The organism is Nocardia sp. NPDC004151 (assembly GCF_042874235.1).
Taxonomy (GTDB): domain Bacteria; phylum Actinomycetota; class Actinomycetes; order Mycobacteriales; family Mycobacteriaceae; genus Nocardia.
The window spans coordinates 40,721-58,832 of record NZ_JBIAMR010000012.1 but is presented as its reverse complement, the minus strand read 5'-3'; the positions used below and the strand labels follow the sequence as shown (position 1 = coordinate 58,832).

At 69.5% G+C, this 18,112-nt stretch carries 17 protein-coding genes; 7 read left to right on the top strand and 10 right to left on the bottom strand.

The window, feature by feature from the left end:
* Positions 1-3: 3 nt before the first annotated feature.
* A complete protein-coding gene (locus ACFYTS_RS25140; protein WP_387307567.1) occupies positions 4-690 on the top strand; it encodes a hypothetical protein in 687 nt (228 codons plus the stop codon).
* Positions 691-995: 305 nt separating this feature from the next.
* Here the strand turns inward: ACFYTS_RS25140 and ACFYTS_RS25135 are convergent, their stop codons facing one another.
* The 3 genes from ACFYTS_RS25135 to ACFYTS_RS25125 are packed head-to-tail and all read right to left on the bottom strand — an operon-like array spanning position 996 to position 2,555.
* Complete coding sequence (locus ACFYTS_RS25135; RefSeq protein ID WP_357287371.1) at positions 996-1,187, bottom strand: hypothetical protein; 192 nt, start codon at positions 1,185-1,187, stop codon at positions 996-998.
* Positions 1,168-1,761, bottom strand: coding sequence for a pyridoxamine 5'-phosphate oxidase family protein (locus ACFYTS_RS25130; RefSeq protein WP_387307565.1), 594 nt, complete (start codon positions 1,759-1,761; stop codon positions 1,168-1,170). The genes ACFYTS_RS25135 and ACFYTS_RS25130 overlap by 20 nt, the downstream gene beginning before the upstream one ends.
* Positions 1,761-2,555 (bottom strand): acyl-ACP thioesterase domain-containing protein, encoded by a 795-nt coding sequence (locus tag ACFYTS_RS25125; RefSeq protein ID WP_357287366.1) that lies wholly within the window; start codon positions 2,553-2,555, stop codon positions 1,761-1,763. Before ACFYTS_RS25125 ends, ACFYTS_RS25130 begins: the two co-directional genes overlap by 1 nt.
* Before the next feature lie 215 nt (positions 2,556-2,770).
* Here ACFYTS_RS25125 and ACFYTS_RS25120 point away from each other — a divergent pair, with 215 nt between their 5' ends.
* Positions 2,771-3,682, top strand: coding sequence for an ADP-ribosylglycohydrolase family protein (locus ACFYTS_RS25120; RefSeq protein ID WP_357287363.1), 912 nt, complete (start codon positions 2,771-2,773; stop codon positions 3,680-3,682).
* A gap of 151 nt (positions 3,683-3,833) precedes the next feature.
* On the opposite strand, the gene ACFYTS_RS25115 is transcribed toward ACFYTS_RS25120, so the two are convergent.
* Together ACFYTS_RS25115 and ACFYTS_RS25110 are read right to left on the bottom strand one after the other, a co-directional pair.
* A complete protein-coding gene (locus ACFYTS_RS25115; RefSeq protein ID WP_387307563.1) occupies positions 3,834-4,661 on the bottom strand; it encodes a PhzF family phenazine biosynthesis protein in 828 nt (275 codons plus the stop codon).
* Between the two features lie 138 nt (positions 4,662-4,799).
* Complete coding sequence (locus ACFYTS_RS25110) at positions 4,800-7,271, bottom strand: HAD-IC family P-type ATPase (RefSeq protein ID WP_387307561.1); 2,472 nt, start codon at positions 7,269-7,271, stop codon at positions 4,800-4,802.
* Positions 7,272-7,601: 330 nt separating this feature from the next.
* Between ACFYTS_RS25110 and rarD the strand changes: the two genes are divergently transcribed.
* Positions 7,602-8,528 carry an EamA family transporter RarD gene (rarD, locus tag ACFYTS_RS25105; RefSeq protein ID WP_357287453.1) on the top strand — a complete coding sequence of 309 codons (927 nt, stop codon included), beginning with the start codon at positions 7,602-7,604 and terminating at the stop codon, positions 8,526-8,528.
* A 48-nt stretch (positions 8,529-8,576) separates the two neighbouring features.
* Here rarD and ACFYTS_RS25100 read toward each other — a convergent pair whose 3' ends face one another.
* The 3 genes from ACFYTS_RS25100 to ACFYTS_RS25090 are packed head-to-tail and all read right to left on the bottom strand — an operon-like array spanning position 8,577 to position 11,388.
* Complete coding sequence (locus ACFYTS_RS25100) at positions 8,577-9,629, bottom strand: ABC transporter substrate-binding protein (RefSeq protein ID WP_387307559.1); 1,053 nt, start codon at positions 9,627-9,629, stop codon at positions 8,577-8,579.
* A 3-nt stretch (positions 9,630-9,632) separates the two neighbouring features.
* Complete coding sequence (locus ACFYTS_RS25095) at positions 9,633-10,520, bottom strand: ABC transporter permease (RefSeq protein WP_357287352.1); 888 nt, start codon at positions 10,518-10,520, stop codon at positions 9,633-9,635.
* The gene (locus ACFYTS_RS25090) at positions 10,510-11,388 is read right to left on the bottom strand and encodes an ABC transporter ATP-binding protein (RefSeq protein ID WP_387307556.1); all 879 of its coding nucleotides are present in this window, start codon (positions 11,386-11,388) and stop codon (positions 10,510-10,512) included. Before ACFYTS_RS25090 ends, ACFYTS_RS25095 begins: the two co-directional genes overlap by 11 nt.
* A gap of 158 nt (positions 11,389-11,546) precedes the next feature.
* Here ACFYTS_RS25090 and ACFYTS_RS25085 point away from each other — a divergent pair, with 158 nt between their 5' ends.
* The 3 genes from ACFYTS_RS25085 to ACFYTS_RS25075 all read left to right on the top strand — a co-directional run bounded on the left by ACFYTS_RS25085 (position 11,547) and on the right by ACFYTS_RS25075 (position 14,502).
* Positions 11,547-13,280 (top strand): ATP-binding protein, encoded by a 1,734-nt coding sequence (locus tag ACFYTS_RS25085; protein ID WP_387307554.1) that lies wholly within the window; start codon positions 11,547-11,549, stop codon positions 13,278-13,280.
* Positions 13,262-13,945, top strand: coding sequence for a response regulator (locus ACFYTS_RS25080; RefSeq protein ID WP_387307552.1), 684 nt, complete (start codon positions 13,262-13,264; stop codon positions 13,943-13,945). The genes ACFYTS_RS25085 and ACFYTS_RS25080 overlap by 19 nt, the downstream gene beginning before the upstream one ends.
* Positions 13,946-14,097: 152 nt before the next feature.
* Positions 14,098-14,502 (top strand): VOC family protein, encoded by a 405-nt coding sequence (locus ACFYTS_RS25075; protein ID WP_357287451.1) that lies wholly within the window; start codon positions 14,098-14,100, stop codon positions 14,500-14,502.
* A gap of 3 nt (positions 14,503-14,505) precedes the next feature.
* Here ACFYTS_RS25075 and ACFYTS_RS25070 read toward each other — a convergent pair whose 3' ends face one another.
* Together ACFYTS_RS25070 and ACFYTS_RS25065 are read right to left on the bottom strand one after the other, a co-directional pair.
* Complete coding sequence (locus tag ACFYTS_RS25070; protein WP_357287340.1) at positions 14,506-15,120, bottom strand: class I SAM-dependent methyltransferase; 615 nt, start codon at positions 15,118-15,120, stop codon at positions 14,506-14,508.
* A gap of 71 nt (positions 15,121-15,191) precedes the next feature.
* Positions 15,192-16,586, bottom strand: coding sequence for an alpha/beta hydrolase family protein (locus tag ACFYTS_RS25065; RefSeq protein ID WP_387307550.1), 1,395 nt, complete (start codon positions 16,584-16,586; stop codon positions 15,192-15,194).
* 169 nt (positions 16,587-16,755) lie between these two features.
* Between ACFYTS_RS25065 and ACFYTS_RS25060 the strand changes: the two genes are divergently transcribed.
* Entirely contained in the window at positions 16,756-18,000 is a 1,245-nt protein-coding gene (locus ACFYTS_RS25060) for a serine hydrolase domain-containing protein (protein WP_357287335.1), read from the top strand.
* Positions 18,001-18,112: the final 112 nt, after the last annotated feature.

The window sequence follows — 18,112 nt, the reverse complement described above, 5'->3', positions numbered from 1 at the left end:
CGAGTGGATGCACCGCGGCCGCGCGGCGCGGCAGGACCGACCCTGCGTCGCGCCGGGATCGCCACGGCGGCGGTGCTTCTCGTCGTCCTGATCCTCGTGCTGGGCTGGGCGAACCCGCCTCGGCCGGGGATCATCGCGACCGACCGGCTGGGACCGGAAAGCGGTGAGCCGGTGGCCGATTACCTGACGCGCGCCCGGAAATCCTTGGAGGGCAGCGACTCCGGAGACCACTGGGCCCTGTTGTCCTTCGCCGACGGCGTCACCGCCGACCGGATCCCGGAATTCAGTGCGGGCCTGCGTATCTCGGAGGTCGACTATCACGTGTGGGTGGACCGGGTCGCCACACCCATCATCGCGATCGGCGTGCCATCGGGTGAGGCCGTCGCGGTCGCCTCGGTGAAATCGGCCGCCGCCCAGATGGAATCGACCCCCACCTTCGATTCCCGCTCCACGCAGGTCAGGGACCTCGTCTCCGCCCGGCTTCGCGCCGGCTGCGCGTGTGTCGTGGGCGTGGTCGTCCACGGCTCCCTCGACCGGCTGCGAACCGTGGCGGCCCGTCCCGGAATCCGCGCCGTCGAGGCGCTACCGGCCGACGCCTCCGCCGCCGTCTTCGCCGTCTCGCCATTGCTGCCCGAGCAACGTGAGGCCGCGGTCCCGGGCCCCGATGACGGCCCAGTCCCCGCCGGCTGACCGGTTCCCGGACGCTCGACTTTGCAGAATCTTCATCAACTAAATCTGCCCGCTCCGTCCAAATCGCTTGGTAGCCAGGAGTATGCTCTTACCCGGCGTCGTTCCACTTGACGTCCTGTTCGGTCAGGTCGATGCAGTAGCTCTCGGCCGGCCCCACTGCGTGTTCCGATCGGGACGCGGCATGTGCTTCACAAGGATTACTACTGAACCGAGGAGCCAATCGGGTGTCGCAGAGCCGATTCGGCCTGCGACGCGATCGCGGTCAAGTCCGCTAGCTCGGCAGCGCAGCCTGGTAGACGCGGACATCACAAAAGCTCGTGGTAAGGAAGCAAAATGTCTAGAAAGATCATGAAAACCGTAGCGGCGACTGTATTTGCGGCGCCCTTGCTGGTCTTGGCTGCACCCGCGGCCGGTGCCGACACCGCCGCTGCGGCGCCGCCGGCGACCTCCGCCACTCCGATCGACGGATCGTTCGGATCAGCTGCGTGGTGTTTCAACCTCGGTAGCGTCGTCTGGTGCATCTGAGTGCTCCTGTGACAACGCCATCCCTCGGTGCGCGAACTGCCAGCGGGTTGCCCCGTGTGGGTCGGTCAGCGCCACCCCGACGGCCGAGTGGATGGTGAAGCGGTACAGGTGCCATGGTGCGGGACCCGCGCTCTGGGCGCTGTAGGGGGCGGTGACCTCGTCCCCCGATCGTTCCGCGGGCCATCCGCCCGCGCGGTAGACAGCGGTGACGCGGTCTAGTTCGGCCGTGTCCGTGACTTGCCGAGCCTCCCCGGAGAGGACCAGGTCCACTCCGGGGAGGCGCAGCGAGAGCGTGCAGTCCGGGTTCGAGGCCAGGTTTCGGGACTTCCTGGTGGCCGGTCCGCTCGTGAAGTAGAGATGGCCGTCGGATTCGACGCAGCCGATTCCCGCGGAGCTGGGCTTGCCGGAAGGGCTTACCGTGCCGAGGAACTCGGCTGTCTCGGGGAGGCCGATGGCCATGTCGAGGGCTTTGCGGACTCGGTCCCAGGGCAGGTCGGCCTGGCCGTAGATGTTGAGGTCCTCGGCGGAGACAGGGGTGGGGAGCATCAGGCGTCCTCCAGGGGGTGGAGTTGGGCGATGGCTCGCGTGGCGTGGTCGACGGTGAACCAGAGCGTGAGGGCTTCGGGGGTGGGGGCGGCGTGGATGTCGAGGGGTTCGCCGAATCGGATGGGCTTGTTGTATTCGAGGATGTAGCGGTGCGGGCCCCGGGTGAGTTCGGGTGTGTCGGCGGCGAATTCGTGGACGGCGTGCCAGTAGGCGGTGTTGGTGATGTGCCGGAAGTGATCGGTGTCGGTGCGGCGCAGGAGGTATCGGGTGCCGTCGGCCGCGGGGGCGGGGGTGTCGAGCCATTGGCGCCAGCGCAGGCGGTGGTCCTCGGTGGTGGTGGCCATGAGGTCGAAGAACTCGTCGGCGACGCGGGACGGGCTCATGGTCCGTTTGTTCATGTGGATCCAGAAGCCCTCGGTGTCGACGAGGCCGCCGGTGTCGGAGTCGATGCGGACGCGCATGGTGCACCAGCGCGGGGAGATGCCGGAGCACCAGCGGCGCACGCGCAGCCGGGTGGGCCAGGTGATCGGGCGCAGCACGTCGATGACGGTGCGCCGCACGATCCAGTGCGGGTGGGATTCGAGGGCGCCGACCTGTATCAGATGGTCGACTCCGGCGTCCTGGAGGTGGCGGGCGATGCCGTCGATGCGCAGATTCTGGCTCTCGTCGATGTCGACGGTGCTCAGGCGACGATGGACGTCGAAGATGTGGCCGGAGCCCGGGACGGGGGCCAGCGGCGCGGACACGGGGTCGGCGGCGGTCTGTGCGGGATGATCGGCGAGTTGGTTCTTCATCGGCAGAACCTCCGGATCTTGCATCCGAGTGGGGAGGGAGTGCGCGGAACACTGCGGCGGCGACACTGCACCGGACTGTTTCCGAGGGTAGTCCAGAACCGTAAAGACCGCGGATGCCCGGGTCGTCGCGGCCTCGGGGTGGGTAACGTCGTGGTGGATCGGATACGCGTGACGGATCGATGCCGACGGCATCGGAGCGGAAGAGGCGAATGCGGATGGAATTGACGCCGGAGCAGGCTGATCGGGCCTTGGGCGTGCTGTTGGGAACCGCGGCGGGGGACGCGCTGGGTGCCGGCTACGAGTTCACCCATCCCGGTCCCGACGTGGAGATCCGGATGAAGGGCGGCGGCGCGTTCCGGTGGGCGCCGGGGGAGTGGACCGACGACACCGCCATGGCGGTCGCGGTGGCGCGTGCGGCGGCCGTGGCAGGGGACCTGTGCAGCCCCGAAGGGCTGGACGCGGTGGCCGCCGAATTCGTGGCGTGGTGGGACGCCGAGCCCGTCGACATCGGGAACCAGACGCGGCAGGTGCTCGAGCATCGCGATCGGACCGGCCGCGCGATGCAGCTGCGGGCGCACGATCTGCCGGGGCTCAAGGCGGGCAACGGGTCGCTCATGCGGACCGCGCCGGTCGCCCTCGCCTATCTCGACGATGCCGAGAAGTGCGGCAAGGCAGCCAAACTGGTGAGCTCGCTGACCCACTACGACATGCAGGCCATGCAGGCGTGCAAACTCTGGACCCTCGCCATCCGCCACGCCGTGCTGTTCGGCACCTACGACGGCCTGCGGGAAGCGCTGTCGCAGGTGGACACCGGCTTCTGGGAACCGTTGCTGGACAAGGCCGAAAGCGGCGTCCCGGCCGACTTCGCCAAGAACGGCTGGGTCGTGCACGCCCTGCAGACCGCGTGGTGGGCGATCACCCATGCCGAAACCCTTCCGGCCGCACTGGAACTGGCGGTCCGCGCGGGCGGCGACACCGACACCACCGCGGCCATCGCGGGCGGACTGCTCGGGGCTCGCTGGGGCGCGTCGGCCGTGCCCGCGGAGTGGCGGGAGATCGTCCACGGCTATCCGAGCTACCGTGCCGACGACCTGGACACGCTCACCCGGCAGATCCTCGCGCACTGACGCGGCCGCCGCGATGATCCGGCAGCCGCCGCCTGGAGGCGCCGGCGCGCCACCGGGGAGGCCCGCCGGAGGGTCGCAGCCGCCGATGGAACCGCTGACCGTGTGCTGAATCGGCCGTCCGCACGAGGGTATGGCCGGCCGTGCCGGGCTCTCAGTCGGGGATGCGCACGACGCCGTCCAGGTAGCGGCGGCAGCGGCCGGTGAGGCGGACACGGTCGCCGGTGAGGTGGCAGCGCAGGGAGCCGCCGCGGCGGGACAGCTGGCGGGCGGTGAGGCTGGTGCGGCCCAGTTCGCGGCTCCACAGCGGCGTGAGCTGGGCGTGCGCGGAACCGGTGACCGGGTCTTCGGGGATGCCCTGGCCGGGGGCGAAGACGCGGGAGACGAAGTCCACCTCGGTGCCTTCGGCGGTGAGGATGGCGGCGCGTTTCAGGTCGGGGAAGGCGGCGAAGTTCGGGCGGGATTCGCGCACTTCGTGTTCGGCGGTGACGACCAGCACCACGTCGGTGCCCTCGAACGCGCGCAGCGGCCGCACGCCGAGCGCCTCGGCGAGCCGGTGCGGAAGTTCCTCCTGCACATCGATTTCCACCGATGCCACCGACGGCAGGTCCAGCACCAGGTCGTCGCGGTCGCGGTCGACGCGCAGCCAGCCGCTGCGGGTGTAGAAATGCACCCGGTCCGCGCCGGGGTGCATGTCGTCGAGGATCTGGGCGGCGGTGGCCATGGTGGCGTGTCCGCACAGGTCGACCTCCACGGTGGGGGTGAACCAGCGCAGGTGGAAGGCGGGCGAGTTGTCCGGCGGCACACCCGCTCCCGCGGGTAGGGCGGAGGTGTAGAAGGCGGTCTCGGCGAGGTTGTTCTCCTCGGCCAGCCGCTGCAGCAGTTCGTCGGGCAGCCACGACAGCAGCGGCATGACCGCCGCGGGGTTGCCGGAGAACGGCGCGTCGGCGAATGCGTCGAGCTGATGTAGCAAGACCTCCATGGGGCACAAGGTACCTGCGATTTCGACCGCTGCCCAGGACGGCCGACCACCCGGCGAGCCAAACCATGCGACCAGTTTGGAAGCAGCGAAGCGGCGGCACACCCTGAGGTGCGCCGCCGCTCCGGAACATCGTGCGATTCAGTCGTTTTCGTCCAGGACCGCCGGTGCGTTGTGCGGTGTGTCGCCGAGATACTTGGCGCTGAGCCACCACGCCACCTCGACCAGCACCACGCCGATCGCGCCGCACACGACCGCCGAGGTGGTCAGCGCGACATTCGACGGATCCAGTTTGAAGAAGTGCCGGGTGAACGGCACCGCGAACAGGATCAGGTATCCCGCAACGGAACCCGCGACCAGCAGGATCTTCCACCAGTTCCACGGCCGGGCCACGATGGCCAGCACCCACACCGCGATGATCAGCAGCGTGATCAGCGCCGTCGTGCCGGCCTGCACCTTCGCGGTGTCCCCGGCGTCGGGTCCCCGGTAGGCGATCAGGTAGGAGATGAACGTCATCACGCCGATCACCACGCCGGACGGGATCGCCAAACGCATGACGCGGCCGACGAATCCGGTGCGGGCGCGCTCGTTGTTGGGCGCGAGCGACAGGATGAAGGCCGGGATGCCGATGGTGAACCAGGCGGCGATCGTCACGTGGCGGGGCAGGAACGGGTAGCCGATCGCCTTGTAGTGGAAGATCTGCGACCCGATGCCCGCGATGCCGACCAGGAAGGCCAGCACCACCGAGTAGACGGTCTTGGTGAGGAACAGGTTGGAGACCCGCTCGATATTGCCGATCACCCGGCGGCCCTCGGCCACCACGTACGGCAGGGTCGCGAACTTGTTGTCCAGCAGCACGATCTGCGCCACCGAGCGGGTGGCCGGGCTGCCCGAGCCCATGGCGACGCCGATGTCGGCGTCCTTGAGGGCGAGCACGTCGTTGACGCCGTCGCCGGTCATGGCGACGGTGTGCCCGCGCGATTGCAGGGCTCCGACCATGGCGCGCTTCTGATCCGGGCGGACCCGGCCGAAGACGGTCTTCTCGTCGAGCACGTCGGCGAGTTCGTTCTGGTCGGTCGGCAGCGTGCGCGCGTCGACCGGATCGTCGCCGCCGCTCAGCCCGAGCGAGGACGCGACCGCGCCGACCGACACCGCGTTGTCGCCGGAGATGACCTTGGTCGAAACATGCTGGGAGGCGAAGTATTCGAGGGTGCCCTTGGCGTCGGGCCGCACCTTCTGTTCCAGCACCACCAGCGCCGCCGGGGTGACCTGGCCGGGCGCGTCGGGCGCGTCGACCGGGCGGTCGCTGCGGGCCAGCAGCAGCACGCGCAGGCCCTGGGCCCCGATCTCCTGTGCGGTGGCGGCGATCTCGGTGTCGGGGTCCAGCAGCACGTCCGGCGCGCCCATCAGCCAGTTGCCGTGCTCGCCGTAGGACATGCCGCTCCACTTCTTGGCGGAGGAGAACGGCGCGAGACCGGTGGACTGCCAGCCGGGGGCGTCCGGCAGCGCTTCCTTGATGGCCAGCACGGACGCGTTGGGGCGCGGGTCGTCGGCGGCGAGGGCGGCCAGTACGCGGCGCAACTCCTCGGGGGCCTGGCCGTCGTTCGCCGGGTCCGCCGTGCGCCCGCCGTCGTCGACCGGCCGGATCTCGGCCAGCCGCATGCCGTTCTCGGTGAGGGTGCCGGTCTTGTCGGCGCACACCACGTCCACCCGGGCCAGGCCCTCGATGGCGGGCAGCTCCTGTACCAGGCACTTGCGCGCGCCGAGCCGGACCACGCCGACGGCGAAGGCGATGGAGGTCATCAGCACCAGGCCCTCGGGCACCATCGGCACCAGAGCGGCGACCATGCCGTTGACCGCGGGCCGCCAGGATTCCTTGGAGGAGAACAGCTGGTTGTAGATCGACAGCAGGCCCGCCGGAATCAGCAGGTAGGTAATGACTTTCAGGATGGTGTCGATACCGCTGCGCAGCTCGGACTTGACCAGGGTGAACTTGCTGGCCTCGTCGGCGAGTTTGGCGGCGTAGGCGTCCTTGCCGACCTTGGTGGCCCGGTAGGCGCCGCTGCCGGACACCACGAAGCTGCCCGACATGATCTGCGCGCCACGGGTTTTGTCGATCGGGTCGGCCTCACCGGTGAGCAGCGACTCGTCGACCTCGAGGAGTTCGGTCTCGATCACCTCGCCGTCGACGACGATCTGGTCGCCGGGGCCGAGCTCGATGATGTCGTCGAGCACGACCTCCTGCGGCGTGACCGCGGTGGCCTGTCCGTCGCGGCGCACCATCGGTTTGGCCTGACCGACGATGGCCAGCTTGTCGAGGGTGTTCTTGGCCCGGATCTCCTGGATGATGCCCACCGCGCTGTTGGCGATGATCAGCAGGCCGAACATGCCGTCGATGATCGATCCGGTGGCCAGCACCACGATGAACAGCACGCCGAGGATGGCGTTGATCCGGGTGAAGACGTTCGCCCGGACGATGTCCTTGACCGACCGGCTGGCCCGTTCCGGTACATCGTTGGTCAGCCCGTCCCGCCGCCGCTGCTCCACCTCGGCGGAGGTGAGCCCCAGCGCGGGTGGGCTCGGCGGACTCGCTGCCTGCGCGGTGATCGACATGCCGACCAGGCTAGCCCGTCCGAGCCGTTAACCCAGATGTAGCTGAATTCGACGGTGTCGAAAATGTGCGGCGTGCCAGGTCACAGGCAAACTCCGGCAAATCGGACACCGTGAAGAAGGGTGGGGGAGGACACAGGCCAGGACAGGGCGGCGCGTGACATCCGGCGGCGTCGAGCTGCGTGGCGGCGCTGCGGCCGTGCGCGGTGGTGGGCAAGGCGCGGCGGTATCGCGGCGAAACAGACTTGTTGCGCACGCTAACGTAATTGGGTGGCCGAAGGACATCAGCATCCGAAGTCCGCCGCCCCGCATCCGGCCGCGGGTGCCGTGACGGTGACGGCCGAGCGCGGGTGGCGTGGCCGATTCGCGCGGCACGACGGGGAGCGGGACACCGGGATCGCTTTCGGGATCAGCGCGTACTTCCTGTGGGGTCTGTTTCCCGCGTTCTTCGGTTTGCTGTCCTTCGCGAGCGCGGGCGAGGTGCTGGCCGAGCGGATCCTATGGACCCTGGTCGTCGCGTTGCTGGCGCTGCTGGTCGCCGGGCGGCTCGGGGAGCTGCGGCGGATCGACGCGCGGACCTGGCGGCTGGCGGCGGTGGCCTCGGCCGCCATCTCGCTGAACTGGGGCACCTACGTGTACGGGGTCATCTCGCATCACGTGGTGGAGTGCGCGCTCGGCTATTTCATCAATCCGCTGGTGACGGTGGCGTTCGGCGTCCTCATCTTCCGCGAGAAACTGCGCGCCCCGCAGTGGGTCGCGCTCGGGCTGGGCGCGACCGCGGTGATCGTGCTGACCGTCGACTACGGGCGCCCGCCGTGGATCGCCTTGATCCTGGCGTGCTCGTTCGCCACCTACGGTCTGGTGAAGAAAGTGATCCGGCTGGACGCGCTGCCCGGGCTGGCGGCGGAGGGGCTGGCGGCCGCGCCGTTCGCGTTGATCGCGGTCATCGTCATCGCGCTCACCGGCAACGCGACGTTCGGCTCCGCGGCCGGGCACACCGGACTGCTCATGCTGACCGGGCCGGTGACCCTGGTCCCGCTGGTGCTGTTCGCGCTGGCCGCACCGCGAGTCCCGTTGTCCACCATGGGAATCCTGCAGTATCTGACGCCCGCGCTCCAGCTGACCTGGGGTGTCGCGGTCGGCCACGAACCGATGCCCGCCTCCCGCTGGGCGGGCTTCGCGCTGATCTGGCTGGCGCTGGCCATCTTCACCGCCGACGCCCTGCGCCGCTCCCGCCGCGCCGCGAAGACCTCCGCCTAGCGCGGCACCGCACACCCCCTCATGTGGTGTGCGGTTCCGGGCGGCCGGTCAGGGTCGGCGTGCGCCCTGGGCCTTGCCGACGAACTCGTTGGTGTAGGTGGCGTCCAGGTCGATGCGGTCCCGGACGGGCGCCACATTGCGGGAGTACCGGCCGAGGATGCGCAGGACGTTCTCCGCGCCTTCGCGTTTCATCAGCCCGTCACCGTTGAACATGCTGATCGAGTCGGTGATGGACTTGACGTACAGCTTCGGATCGCCGCCCGCGTATTGGGCGGGCATCTTGGCGGCGATCTCCTCGGGGGAGTGGGATCTGATCCAGCGCAGTGTCTCCACGAACGCGTTCGCGAGCTTCTGCACGATGTCCGGATGCGCCTGCACGGTCTCGCAGCGCATGTACAGCGACGCGGCCGGATACAGCCCGCCCAGCGCCGCCCGGGTGCCCTGTTCGTTGCGCATGTCCACCAGTACCTCGGCGTCCCCGGAGGAGACCATCTTGGCGACGGTCGGATCGGTGGTCATGCCCGCGTCGATGCCGTTGTGGTTCATGCCCGCGATGAAGGTCTGTCCCGCACCGACCTTCACCCGCGTGTAGTCGGAGGTCCCGAGCCCGGCCTGCCCGGCCAGCGCCTGGGTGAGGAAGTCGGTGGACGAACCCAGCGACGTGACACCCAGATTCCGGCCCTTGAAGTCCGCGGGCGACTTGACGGCGGCGGCGTCCTGCTGTGATACCAGCTCGACCTCGCCGGGTACGTCCGCGAACTGCACCACGGTCTTCAGGCACTGGTCCTTGGCCTGCAGGTCGATGGTGTGGTCGTAGAAGCCGACCACGGCCTGCACGTCGCCGGTGAGCAGCGCGGTCTCGGCGTTCGCGCCGGACTGCTCACCCAGCAGGTGCACGTCGAGGTCGTTGGCCTGGAAGAAGCCGAGCCGCTCGGTCAGCATGGCGGGCAGATAGATGACCTTCTCCAGGCCGCCCACCATGATGGTGATCTGCGGCCGCCCGTTCGCGGTCGGAATGGTGCGGGAGTCGCGGCAACCGGTCGCCAGCAGCAGCGAGCCGACGGCGAGCAGGATCACGGCGATATGCTTGCGGTACTTCATGGCTCAGATCCCGTGTCCCGAACCGGCCTGCGACGGCCGCCATTTCAGCAGCCGATTCTCCGCGAGTCCGATCAGCCATTCGGCGACCAGCGCCACCACGGTGATGATGATCATGCCCGCGTAGATGCCCGCCGCGTCGAACGTGCCCTGCGCGTTGCTGATCAGCAGGCCCAAACCCTTGCCGGCGCCCGCGTACTCGCCGACCACCGCGCCGATCAGCGCGAAACCGAACGCGGTGTGCAGCGATGACAGGATCCAGGTGGTGGCGCTGGGCAGCACGATCGAGCCCAGCACCTGACGGCGGCTCGCGCCCAGGATGCGGGCATTGTCGATGACATTGCCGTCCACCTCACGCGCGCCGGTGAAGGCGTTGAAGAACACCGCGAAGAACACCAGCACGACCACCGTCGCCACCTTGGACTGCAAGCCCAGGCCGAACCAGATGATGAACAGCGAGGCCAGCACGATGCGCGGGACCGCGTTGAGCGCCTTGATGAACGGGGCCAGCACGTCGGCCCAGTAGCGGGAGCGGCCCAGCAGCACGCCCAGCACGATGCCCGCCACGGTGCCGATGGCGAAGCCCAGCACCGCTTCCTGCACGGTGGTGTACAGCTGCAGCCAGATCGAGCCGAACTGGGTTCCCTCGGTGAACCATTCGACCAGGCGGTCCCAGATCAGCGAGGGCTTGGAGTAGAAGAACGGGTCGATCCAATAGGTGGCGGTGAGCTGCCAGGAACCCAGCCACACGGCCACGATCAGGGCGCGCAGACCCCAGGTGCGGATCTTGTTCCTGCGCGCCTGCGAGCGGACCCGCGCGAGGATCTGCTCCTCGGTCTCCACCTCGAATTCCGGTGCGGTGGTGGCGGTCTTGTCCATAACGTCAAGCGACACGGGTCGCTCCCTTCGTGCGGGCCGCCTCGACCTGATCGCGCAGCGTTTCCCAGATCTCCTTGTAGAGGTCGCGGAACTCCTCGGTGAGCCGCACCTCCTCGACATCGCGCGGGCGGTCCAGGGTGACTCGGAAGTCGCCGCAGACTGTCGCGGGGCTCGCGGTCATGACGACCACCCGATCGGCGAGGGCGATGGCCTCCTCCAGGTCGTGGGTCACGAAAATGACCGCCGCCCGGCCCTTCTCCCGGCCCTCGGAGCCGTCCGAGCCCGACCACACCCGCAGCAGTTCGTCCTGCATGAGCTGGCGGGTCTGCACGTCCAGGGCGCTGAACGGCTCGTCCATGAGGATGATCTCGGGATCGTTGACCAGGGTCTGGGCCAGGGCCACCCGCTTGCGCATGCCGCCGGACAGCTGATGCGGGTAGTAGTTCTCGAACCCGCCGAGCCCGACCGTGCGCACCCAGCGGGCCGCCCGCTCCCGCGCCTCGGACTTGCCGACGCCCCGGAACTTGGGGCCCAGCGCCACGTTCTCGAGCACCGACTTCCACGGCAGCACCGCGTCCTGCTGGAACATGTACCCGACGCCGTCCGGGATGCCACGGACGTCCTTGCCGCGCACCAGGGTTCGGCCGGCCGAGGCCGGTTCCAGACCCGACACCAGCGACAGGGTGGTGGACTTGCCGCAGCCGGTGGGGCCGACGACGGCGACGAATTCGCCCGCGGCGACGGTGAAGTTCAGGTCGCGCACCGCGGTGTGGATGCCGCCGTTGTTGCCGGGGAACCGCTTGGTCGCGCCGCGCAATTCGATCAGGGGTGCCGGCTCGATCGGTGGCGTCGTGCCACCGCGCTCCGTGGTCGTTGTGCTCATTACCGCTCCGTTCCAGTGCCGCCGCTGCGGCGTCGAAGCGAAGTTACGTGTGCCGGGTCACACTCCACCCGGTTGTGCGCGCAAGTCACACAAGCAGCGATTCGACCGTTTTGCGCATTCTGCTCAGGCGTTTGCGGAGGGTTGTCTACACTGGCGTCGTGGTATCGCCAGGCCCGCGTTCCGTCCGGCTCCGGACGCAGATCCTGCTGTTGCAGATCGCGGTGGTGGGTCTGACCGTCGGCCTGGCCTTCGGCGTCTTCGCGTACGTCAGCGGCGACCGCCTCTCCGGTGAATACGGGCAGCGCGCCCTGGCCATCGCCCGCACCGTCGCTTCCGACCCGCAGGTCCGCGCCGCCGTCGCGCACTATGCGGACAGCCCGCTTCCCGCTGGTCCGGGACTGAGGTCGGAACTGGCCGACGGGGAACTCGAGCGGATCGCCGACAGCGCCCGGCTGCGCACGGGTGCGCTGTTCGTCGTGATCACCGACGACGCGGGCATCCGCCTGGCCCACCCCGACCGCGCCCGCCTCGGCGAGATGGTCAGCACCGACCCCTCCCGCGCCCTGGGCGGCGGCGAGGTCGTGATGCGGGAACACGGCACCCTCGGCGAATCGGTCCGGGCGAAAGTGCCCGTCCTGCAACCGGATCCGCAAGGAGGCCAGTCGGGTCGCGGCCGGGTCGTGGGCGAGGTGAGCGTCGGCATCTCGACCGCGGCCGTGCACGAACAACTGCTGCGGGATCTGCGCCGGGCCGGTCTGCTGGTCGGCGGCGCGCTGCTGGCGGGCATTGCCGGATCGGTGTTGCTGGCCCGTCGCTGGCACGGCCTGACCCTCGGTCTCGAACCCGCCGATCTGGCCGACCTCGTCCGTGAGCAGGACGCGGTCCTGCACGGCATCGGCGAGGGTGTGGTCGCGGCCGACGCGAAATCCCGGATCACCGTCGTCAACGACGAGGCCCGCCGCCTGCTCGGCATCGATCCCGCGCCCGGCAGCAGTATCGACTCCATCGGCCTGACTCCCCGTGTCCTGCAAGCCTTCCGCGCCGCCGACGGCAACCCGGTTCAGGCCGCCGTCGGCGATCGCATCGTGGTCGTCACCGCCCGCGCCGTCACCCGCGACACCCGCGCCCTCGGCGCGGTCCTGTCGGTCCGCGACCGCACCGACGTCGAATCCCTCACCCGCCAGCTCGACGCCGTCTCCAGCATGAGCACCGTCCTGCGCGCCCAGCGCCACGAGTTCGCCAACCGTCTCCACCTCCTCAACGGCCTCCTCCACACCGGCCGCCCCGACGAGGCCGCCCGCTACGTCGAGGAGTTGCTGGGATCCGGACCCCTCGGCACGACGCTGCCGGGCCTCGACGCCATCAGGGACCCGTACCTGCAAGCGTTCCTGGCCGCCAAGGCCGCGCACGCCCGCGAACAGGGCGTCCACCTCCGCCTCGGCCCCAACACCTGGGTCGACGCGAATCTCGCCGCGCCCGTGGACGTCACGACGGTGCTCGGCAATCTCGTCGACAACGCCATCGACGCGGCGAGCAGCGCCCCGGCCGCCGGCCGCGAACCCGTGGTGGAGGTCGAGTTGGTGCGCGACGGCGACACCGTGCACCTCGCGGTGGCCGACAGCGGGACAGGCGTACCGTCCGAGCTCGCGGATTCGATCTTCGCCGAAGGAGTCTCGACCAAAGCCGGCGGCGGACCCGGCGGACGCGGCCTGGGTCTGGCGCTCGCTCGCCAGGTGGCACGCGCCCGCGGTGGCGATGTACTGCTCGGCGACCCCGGTGGGGTACGCGACGATGCGGTGGACGGGGAGCCCCGGCTGCGGGGCGCGGAGTTCATCGCCCGAATGCCGGGCGTACTGACCGAGGAGGAGCCGGCGTGGGCCGAGGAGAACTGACCGTCCTGGTGGTCGACGACGACTTCCGCGTCGCGAACCTGCACGCCGGAATCGTCTCCGCACTACCGGGATTCACGGTCGGAGCGACCGTGAACTCGATCGCCGCCGCACGCACCGCACTGGCCGAGGGCGCGTTCGATCTGGCACTGGTCGACGTCTACCTGCCCGACGGCTCCGGCGTCGACCTCGTCCGCGAGCTCACCTGCGACGCCATGATGCTCACCGCCGCAACGGAATCGGCCACGGTCCGGGCGGCGCTGTCGGCCGGCGCCCTGGGCTATCTGGTGAAGCCGTTCGATCACGCGGTGCTCGCCACCCGGCTGGCCGGATACGCGCGCTACCGGCGACTGCTCGCGGGCTCGGAGGTCGCCGCCGCCGATGTCGATGCCGCACTGACGGCCCTGCGCCCCGCGGCGTCCCCGACCAGCGTGTCGACCGGCGCGGCCCCGGCCGCCTCGCCGACGAAAGATCTGGTGCTGCAAGCGGTCCGCGACGCCGACGTCGCGATGTCGGCGGCTCAGGTGGCGGCCGCCATCGGCATTTCCCGCGCCACCGCGCAACGCTATCTGGCGAACCTGGTCGGTGCCGGTGACCTGCGAATGCAGCTGCGCTACGGCAGCACCGGCCGCCCGGAACAGGAGTACTCCGCGCCCCGGCGCGCATGACCGCTCGATCGCGGACCTCTCCTGTGACGGTCGCCACACCGCCCTTGGCGAATTCTCGGGCACCTGGTTACCGTCGAATCAGTGGCGGTGCTCCTGTCGGCCGACTTGTACCGGTCCAGGGTCGGGATCGCCACGAACACAGGAGAATTCCTATCACCATCCAGTTCAACCACACCATTGTCGCGTGCACGGACAATCGGGTTTCCGCCGAATTCTGGGCGGATATCCTCGGGGTGGAGGTGGGCAAGCCGTACGGGCCGTTCATTCCGATTTCCGTCGGGAACGGAGTCACCTTCGACTTCGCCGATCTGCCACCGGGTTTCGAGGGCGAACCGCAGCCGCAGCATTACGCGTTCCTGGTTTCCGAGGACGAGTTCGATGCGGCGTACGCCAAGATCAAGCGGTACGGCATGACGTATTGGGCCGATCCGCGGCAGCAGGGCGTCAACGAGATCAACCACAATGACGGGGGCCGGGGGATCTATTTCCTCGATCCCGTCGGCCACTACCTGGAATTGATCACCGTGCCGTACGGCGGCTGGCCGCAGGCGGAATAGCCGTCACGGGGCGACCGCGGTGCCCAGTGAGAACGCCACCCAGGGCTTGGGGCCCTGCTGGTAGTACCGGTCGATATCGCGGATCTCGAAGCCCGCGGCTTCGACCAGACCGGGGATGTCGCGGTTGAGATGGCAGCCACCGGCGACCGCCTGTTCCAGGCGATCCAGCCGGTGCTGCCATTTCCGGACACCCGGATCCGGCGCCAGTCCGTGCTCGACGAAATGAAATGTGCCGCCGGGCACCAGTACCCGGCGCACCTCGGCGAGCGCGGCGTCGACATCGGGAATCGTGCACAGCGTCCACGTCGACAGCGCGGAATCGAAACTGTCGTCGGCGAACGGCAGCGCCTGCCCGTCCAGGCCGGCGCGTTCCACCGGAACCGTCGCCGCGGCCACCCGTCCGGCGGCCATCCGCCAGCCGAGATCGGCGGGCTCGACCGCGCTCACCGACTTCACCGTCTCCGGATAGAACGGCACATTGCGTCCTGATCCGAAGCCGATCTCGACGACCCGGCCGTGGAGGCCGGCGCAGACCCGCCTGCGTTCGCCGTTCATGTTCTTCGCACCGCAGCACAGGTCGACCAGCCGGGGCACGACTCGATCCTCGTAGAATCCCACGACACCACTCTCGCAATCGGTTGGCTCGTTTGCCACTCTTTCGGTCCATACGGGCGAATCGAGCGGGCGGTTCAGTGGCCGGGCGGGAAGCGCTGGGTCAGCCAGCCGGTCACGGTGGTCAGCACCTGCGGGTCGATGGTGGTCTCGATCCGGGCGTACTCGTCCGGCGTGCCCTTGTCGGCGGGCTGCATCAGGTGATTGAGACCGTCGAACACGGTCACGGTCGCGTCCGGATCCGCGGCCAGCAGCGTCCGCGCCGGACCCTCGTTCTGGGCCGCCGGCACCTGAAGATCCTTGCCGCCGTAGAACGCCAGCACCGGAACCCGCAGCGCCGACAGCGCCGGGGCCGGGTCGTAGCAGACCAGGGCCGCCATGTACGGCGAGACCAACTCGTCCATGGCCTCCTCGGAGAGCTGTTCGCCCGCGGGGAGGGTGTCATTGTGCTGGCGCACATAGTCCTTGGCGGCCACCAGATCGCCCTTGCACAGCACCGACGACAGCGTCGAGGTGAACCCGACCTGCTTGCCGACCTGCTCCGGCGTCGCGCCCTGCGCGGCCAGGATCAGCCGATTCTGTTCCAGCAGCACCTCGGAACCGGGCACAGCCGGGCCCGCCATCATGATCACGAAGGCGACCCCGCTGTCGGGCCGCCGCGCGTAGAGCGGCGCGAGGTACCCACCTTCGCTGTGCCCGAGCAGCCCGATCCGGGTGGCGTCGATATCGGAACGCCCGCGCAGGAAGGTCATTCCGGCGGCGATGTCGGCGGTGAGATCGCTGTAGGTCGCGCTGTTCAGACGCCCGCCGGTCTGCCCGACACCGCGTTTGTCGGTACGCAACACCGCGTACCCCGCGCGGGTGAGGGTGTCGGCGAGCAGCAGGAACGGCTTGTGGCCCAGCAGTTCCTCGTCACGGTCGTTGGCTCCGCTGCCGTTGATCAGCAGCACCGCCGGGAACGGTCCGCCCGTCTGCGGCTCGGTCAGCGTCCCCGCGATCGTGATGTCGCCGCTGCGATAACTGACGTCCTCGGATTTGTACGGGTAGGGCGGCTTCGGTTCCTGCGGCCGCGGCGGCCCCTCGACCTTGCCGTGGGTCAGGGTCAGCGGGAACGACTGCCCGGACTGGGTGAACTGTCCCTTGATGCTGTCGGAGCCTTTGTCGTAGACGCCCTGGAACGACGGCTTGCCCGGAATCTTGGTGATCGTCCAGGTCACGGCATCCGCACCGGTCCGCACCTCGCTCAACGGCCCGTCCACCACCCCCTGTGCCGGAATGTCGATGGTGGCCGTGCCGTCCGCGGCGAAGTCGACTCCCACCGCCAGCGGCTGATCGGGCACTTCGATAGCGCCGTGCCAGTCCCCGGTCAGCGTGACCGGAGGGGCGCTCTCCTGCTTCGACGACGAACATCCGGCGACCAGCGCGGCGATCACGACCAGCGCCGCCGCAACCAGCGACCACGGCTTCCGCATGCGCCTCAGCCTACCGATACACCGTCGTGACCCCGCTGATCTCGGTAAACCCTTATCGGTAACGCCGCGGTCACTACCCGGCCACCCCGGATAACCACTGGGCCAACGACAGTAACTCTCCCGGTGTCGTCATTGCCCTCGGTGACTGGTCACTCGTACCGTGGATGGCGTGAGCAATGACGCTACGGGGCTCGTCGACCTGCCCGCCACGGTGGGCGGTTACGCGGCCGCCGAATTCGGCCCGCTGGTACGCACTTTCGCCCGCATGGTCGGCGGTCACCCGGGTGCCGGCGGCGCGCTCACGGTGCACCTGCGCGGGGAGCCGCTGGTGCGGATCTGGACGGGGGACGCCGCGCCGGGCCGGGCCTGGGACGCCGATACCGGGGCCATCGTCTTCTCCGCCACCAAGGGCATCGCGGCCACCGTCATCCACCGGCTCGCCGACCGCGGCCTGCTCGACTACGACGCCCCCGTCGCCCACTACTGGCCGGAATTCGCGGCCAATGGCAAGGGCCGAATCACGGTGCGGCAGTTGCTGTCCCACCGCGCCGGACTCTACGGGCTGCCCGAGATCGCCCGCGGCCTCGACGATGTGCTCGACCACCGCATGATGGAAGACCACCTGGCCGCCGCGAAACCCGATCATCTGCTGGGCGTCCCGACCTATCACGCGCTCACCTTCGGCTGGCTGCTCGCCGGGCTGGCCCGCGCCGTCACCGGGCGCGGCATGGCCGAACTGATCCGCACCGAGGTCGCCGAACCGCTGGGCGCGGAAGGCATCCACCTGGGCCTGCCCCCGGCCGGATCGCCGACCAGCGCCGCGGTGCTCAGCGGCAACAAGCTGTCGGCCGTCGGCGCCAACTACGTCTCGCTGGCCCTGGGCCGCGCGTATTCGCTGCCCGGCGCGGTCGGCGCGGCGGCGCGGGCGCTGTTCCTGCCCGGCCTGGATCAACTCCTCGAAGGCGAGGACCCGCCGATCCTGCACACCGAATTGGGCGCGGGCAACGGCGTCTGCACCGCCACCGGACTGGCCACGGTGTACGGGGCGCTCGCCAACGGGGGCATGCACGAGGGCCGCCGGTTCCTGTCGCCGGAGACCATCGCGGCCATGCGGCGCGTGGAGAGCTATCACCTCGACCGCGCGCTGTTCTACATCCCGATGATGTGGCACATGGGCTATCACTCGCTGCCGGTCCCGGGGGCGCGCGCCGGCTTCGGGCACATCGGATTGGGCGGGTCCTTCGGCTGGGCGGAACCCCGGCTGGGCCTGTCGGTCGGATTCGTCCACAACCGGCTCGGCCTCGGGGCCATGGGCCTGGACCAGATCGCGTCGGCATGGGTGCTGCCGCTGGCGGTGCGGGGCGCCAACGCGGCGCGCCGCACCACGACCAACGCCCAGCCCGCCGCCGCCTGAACCCGATGCCCGCGAGCGCCTCCGGGTGACCTCTGCCACGACACGCAGGGCCCGCCACGCCGTTCATCACCGGCGCCCCCGCGTGGCTTCGGAACTCGTCGGTGGGGCCGCA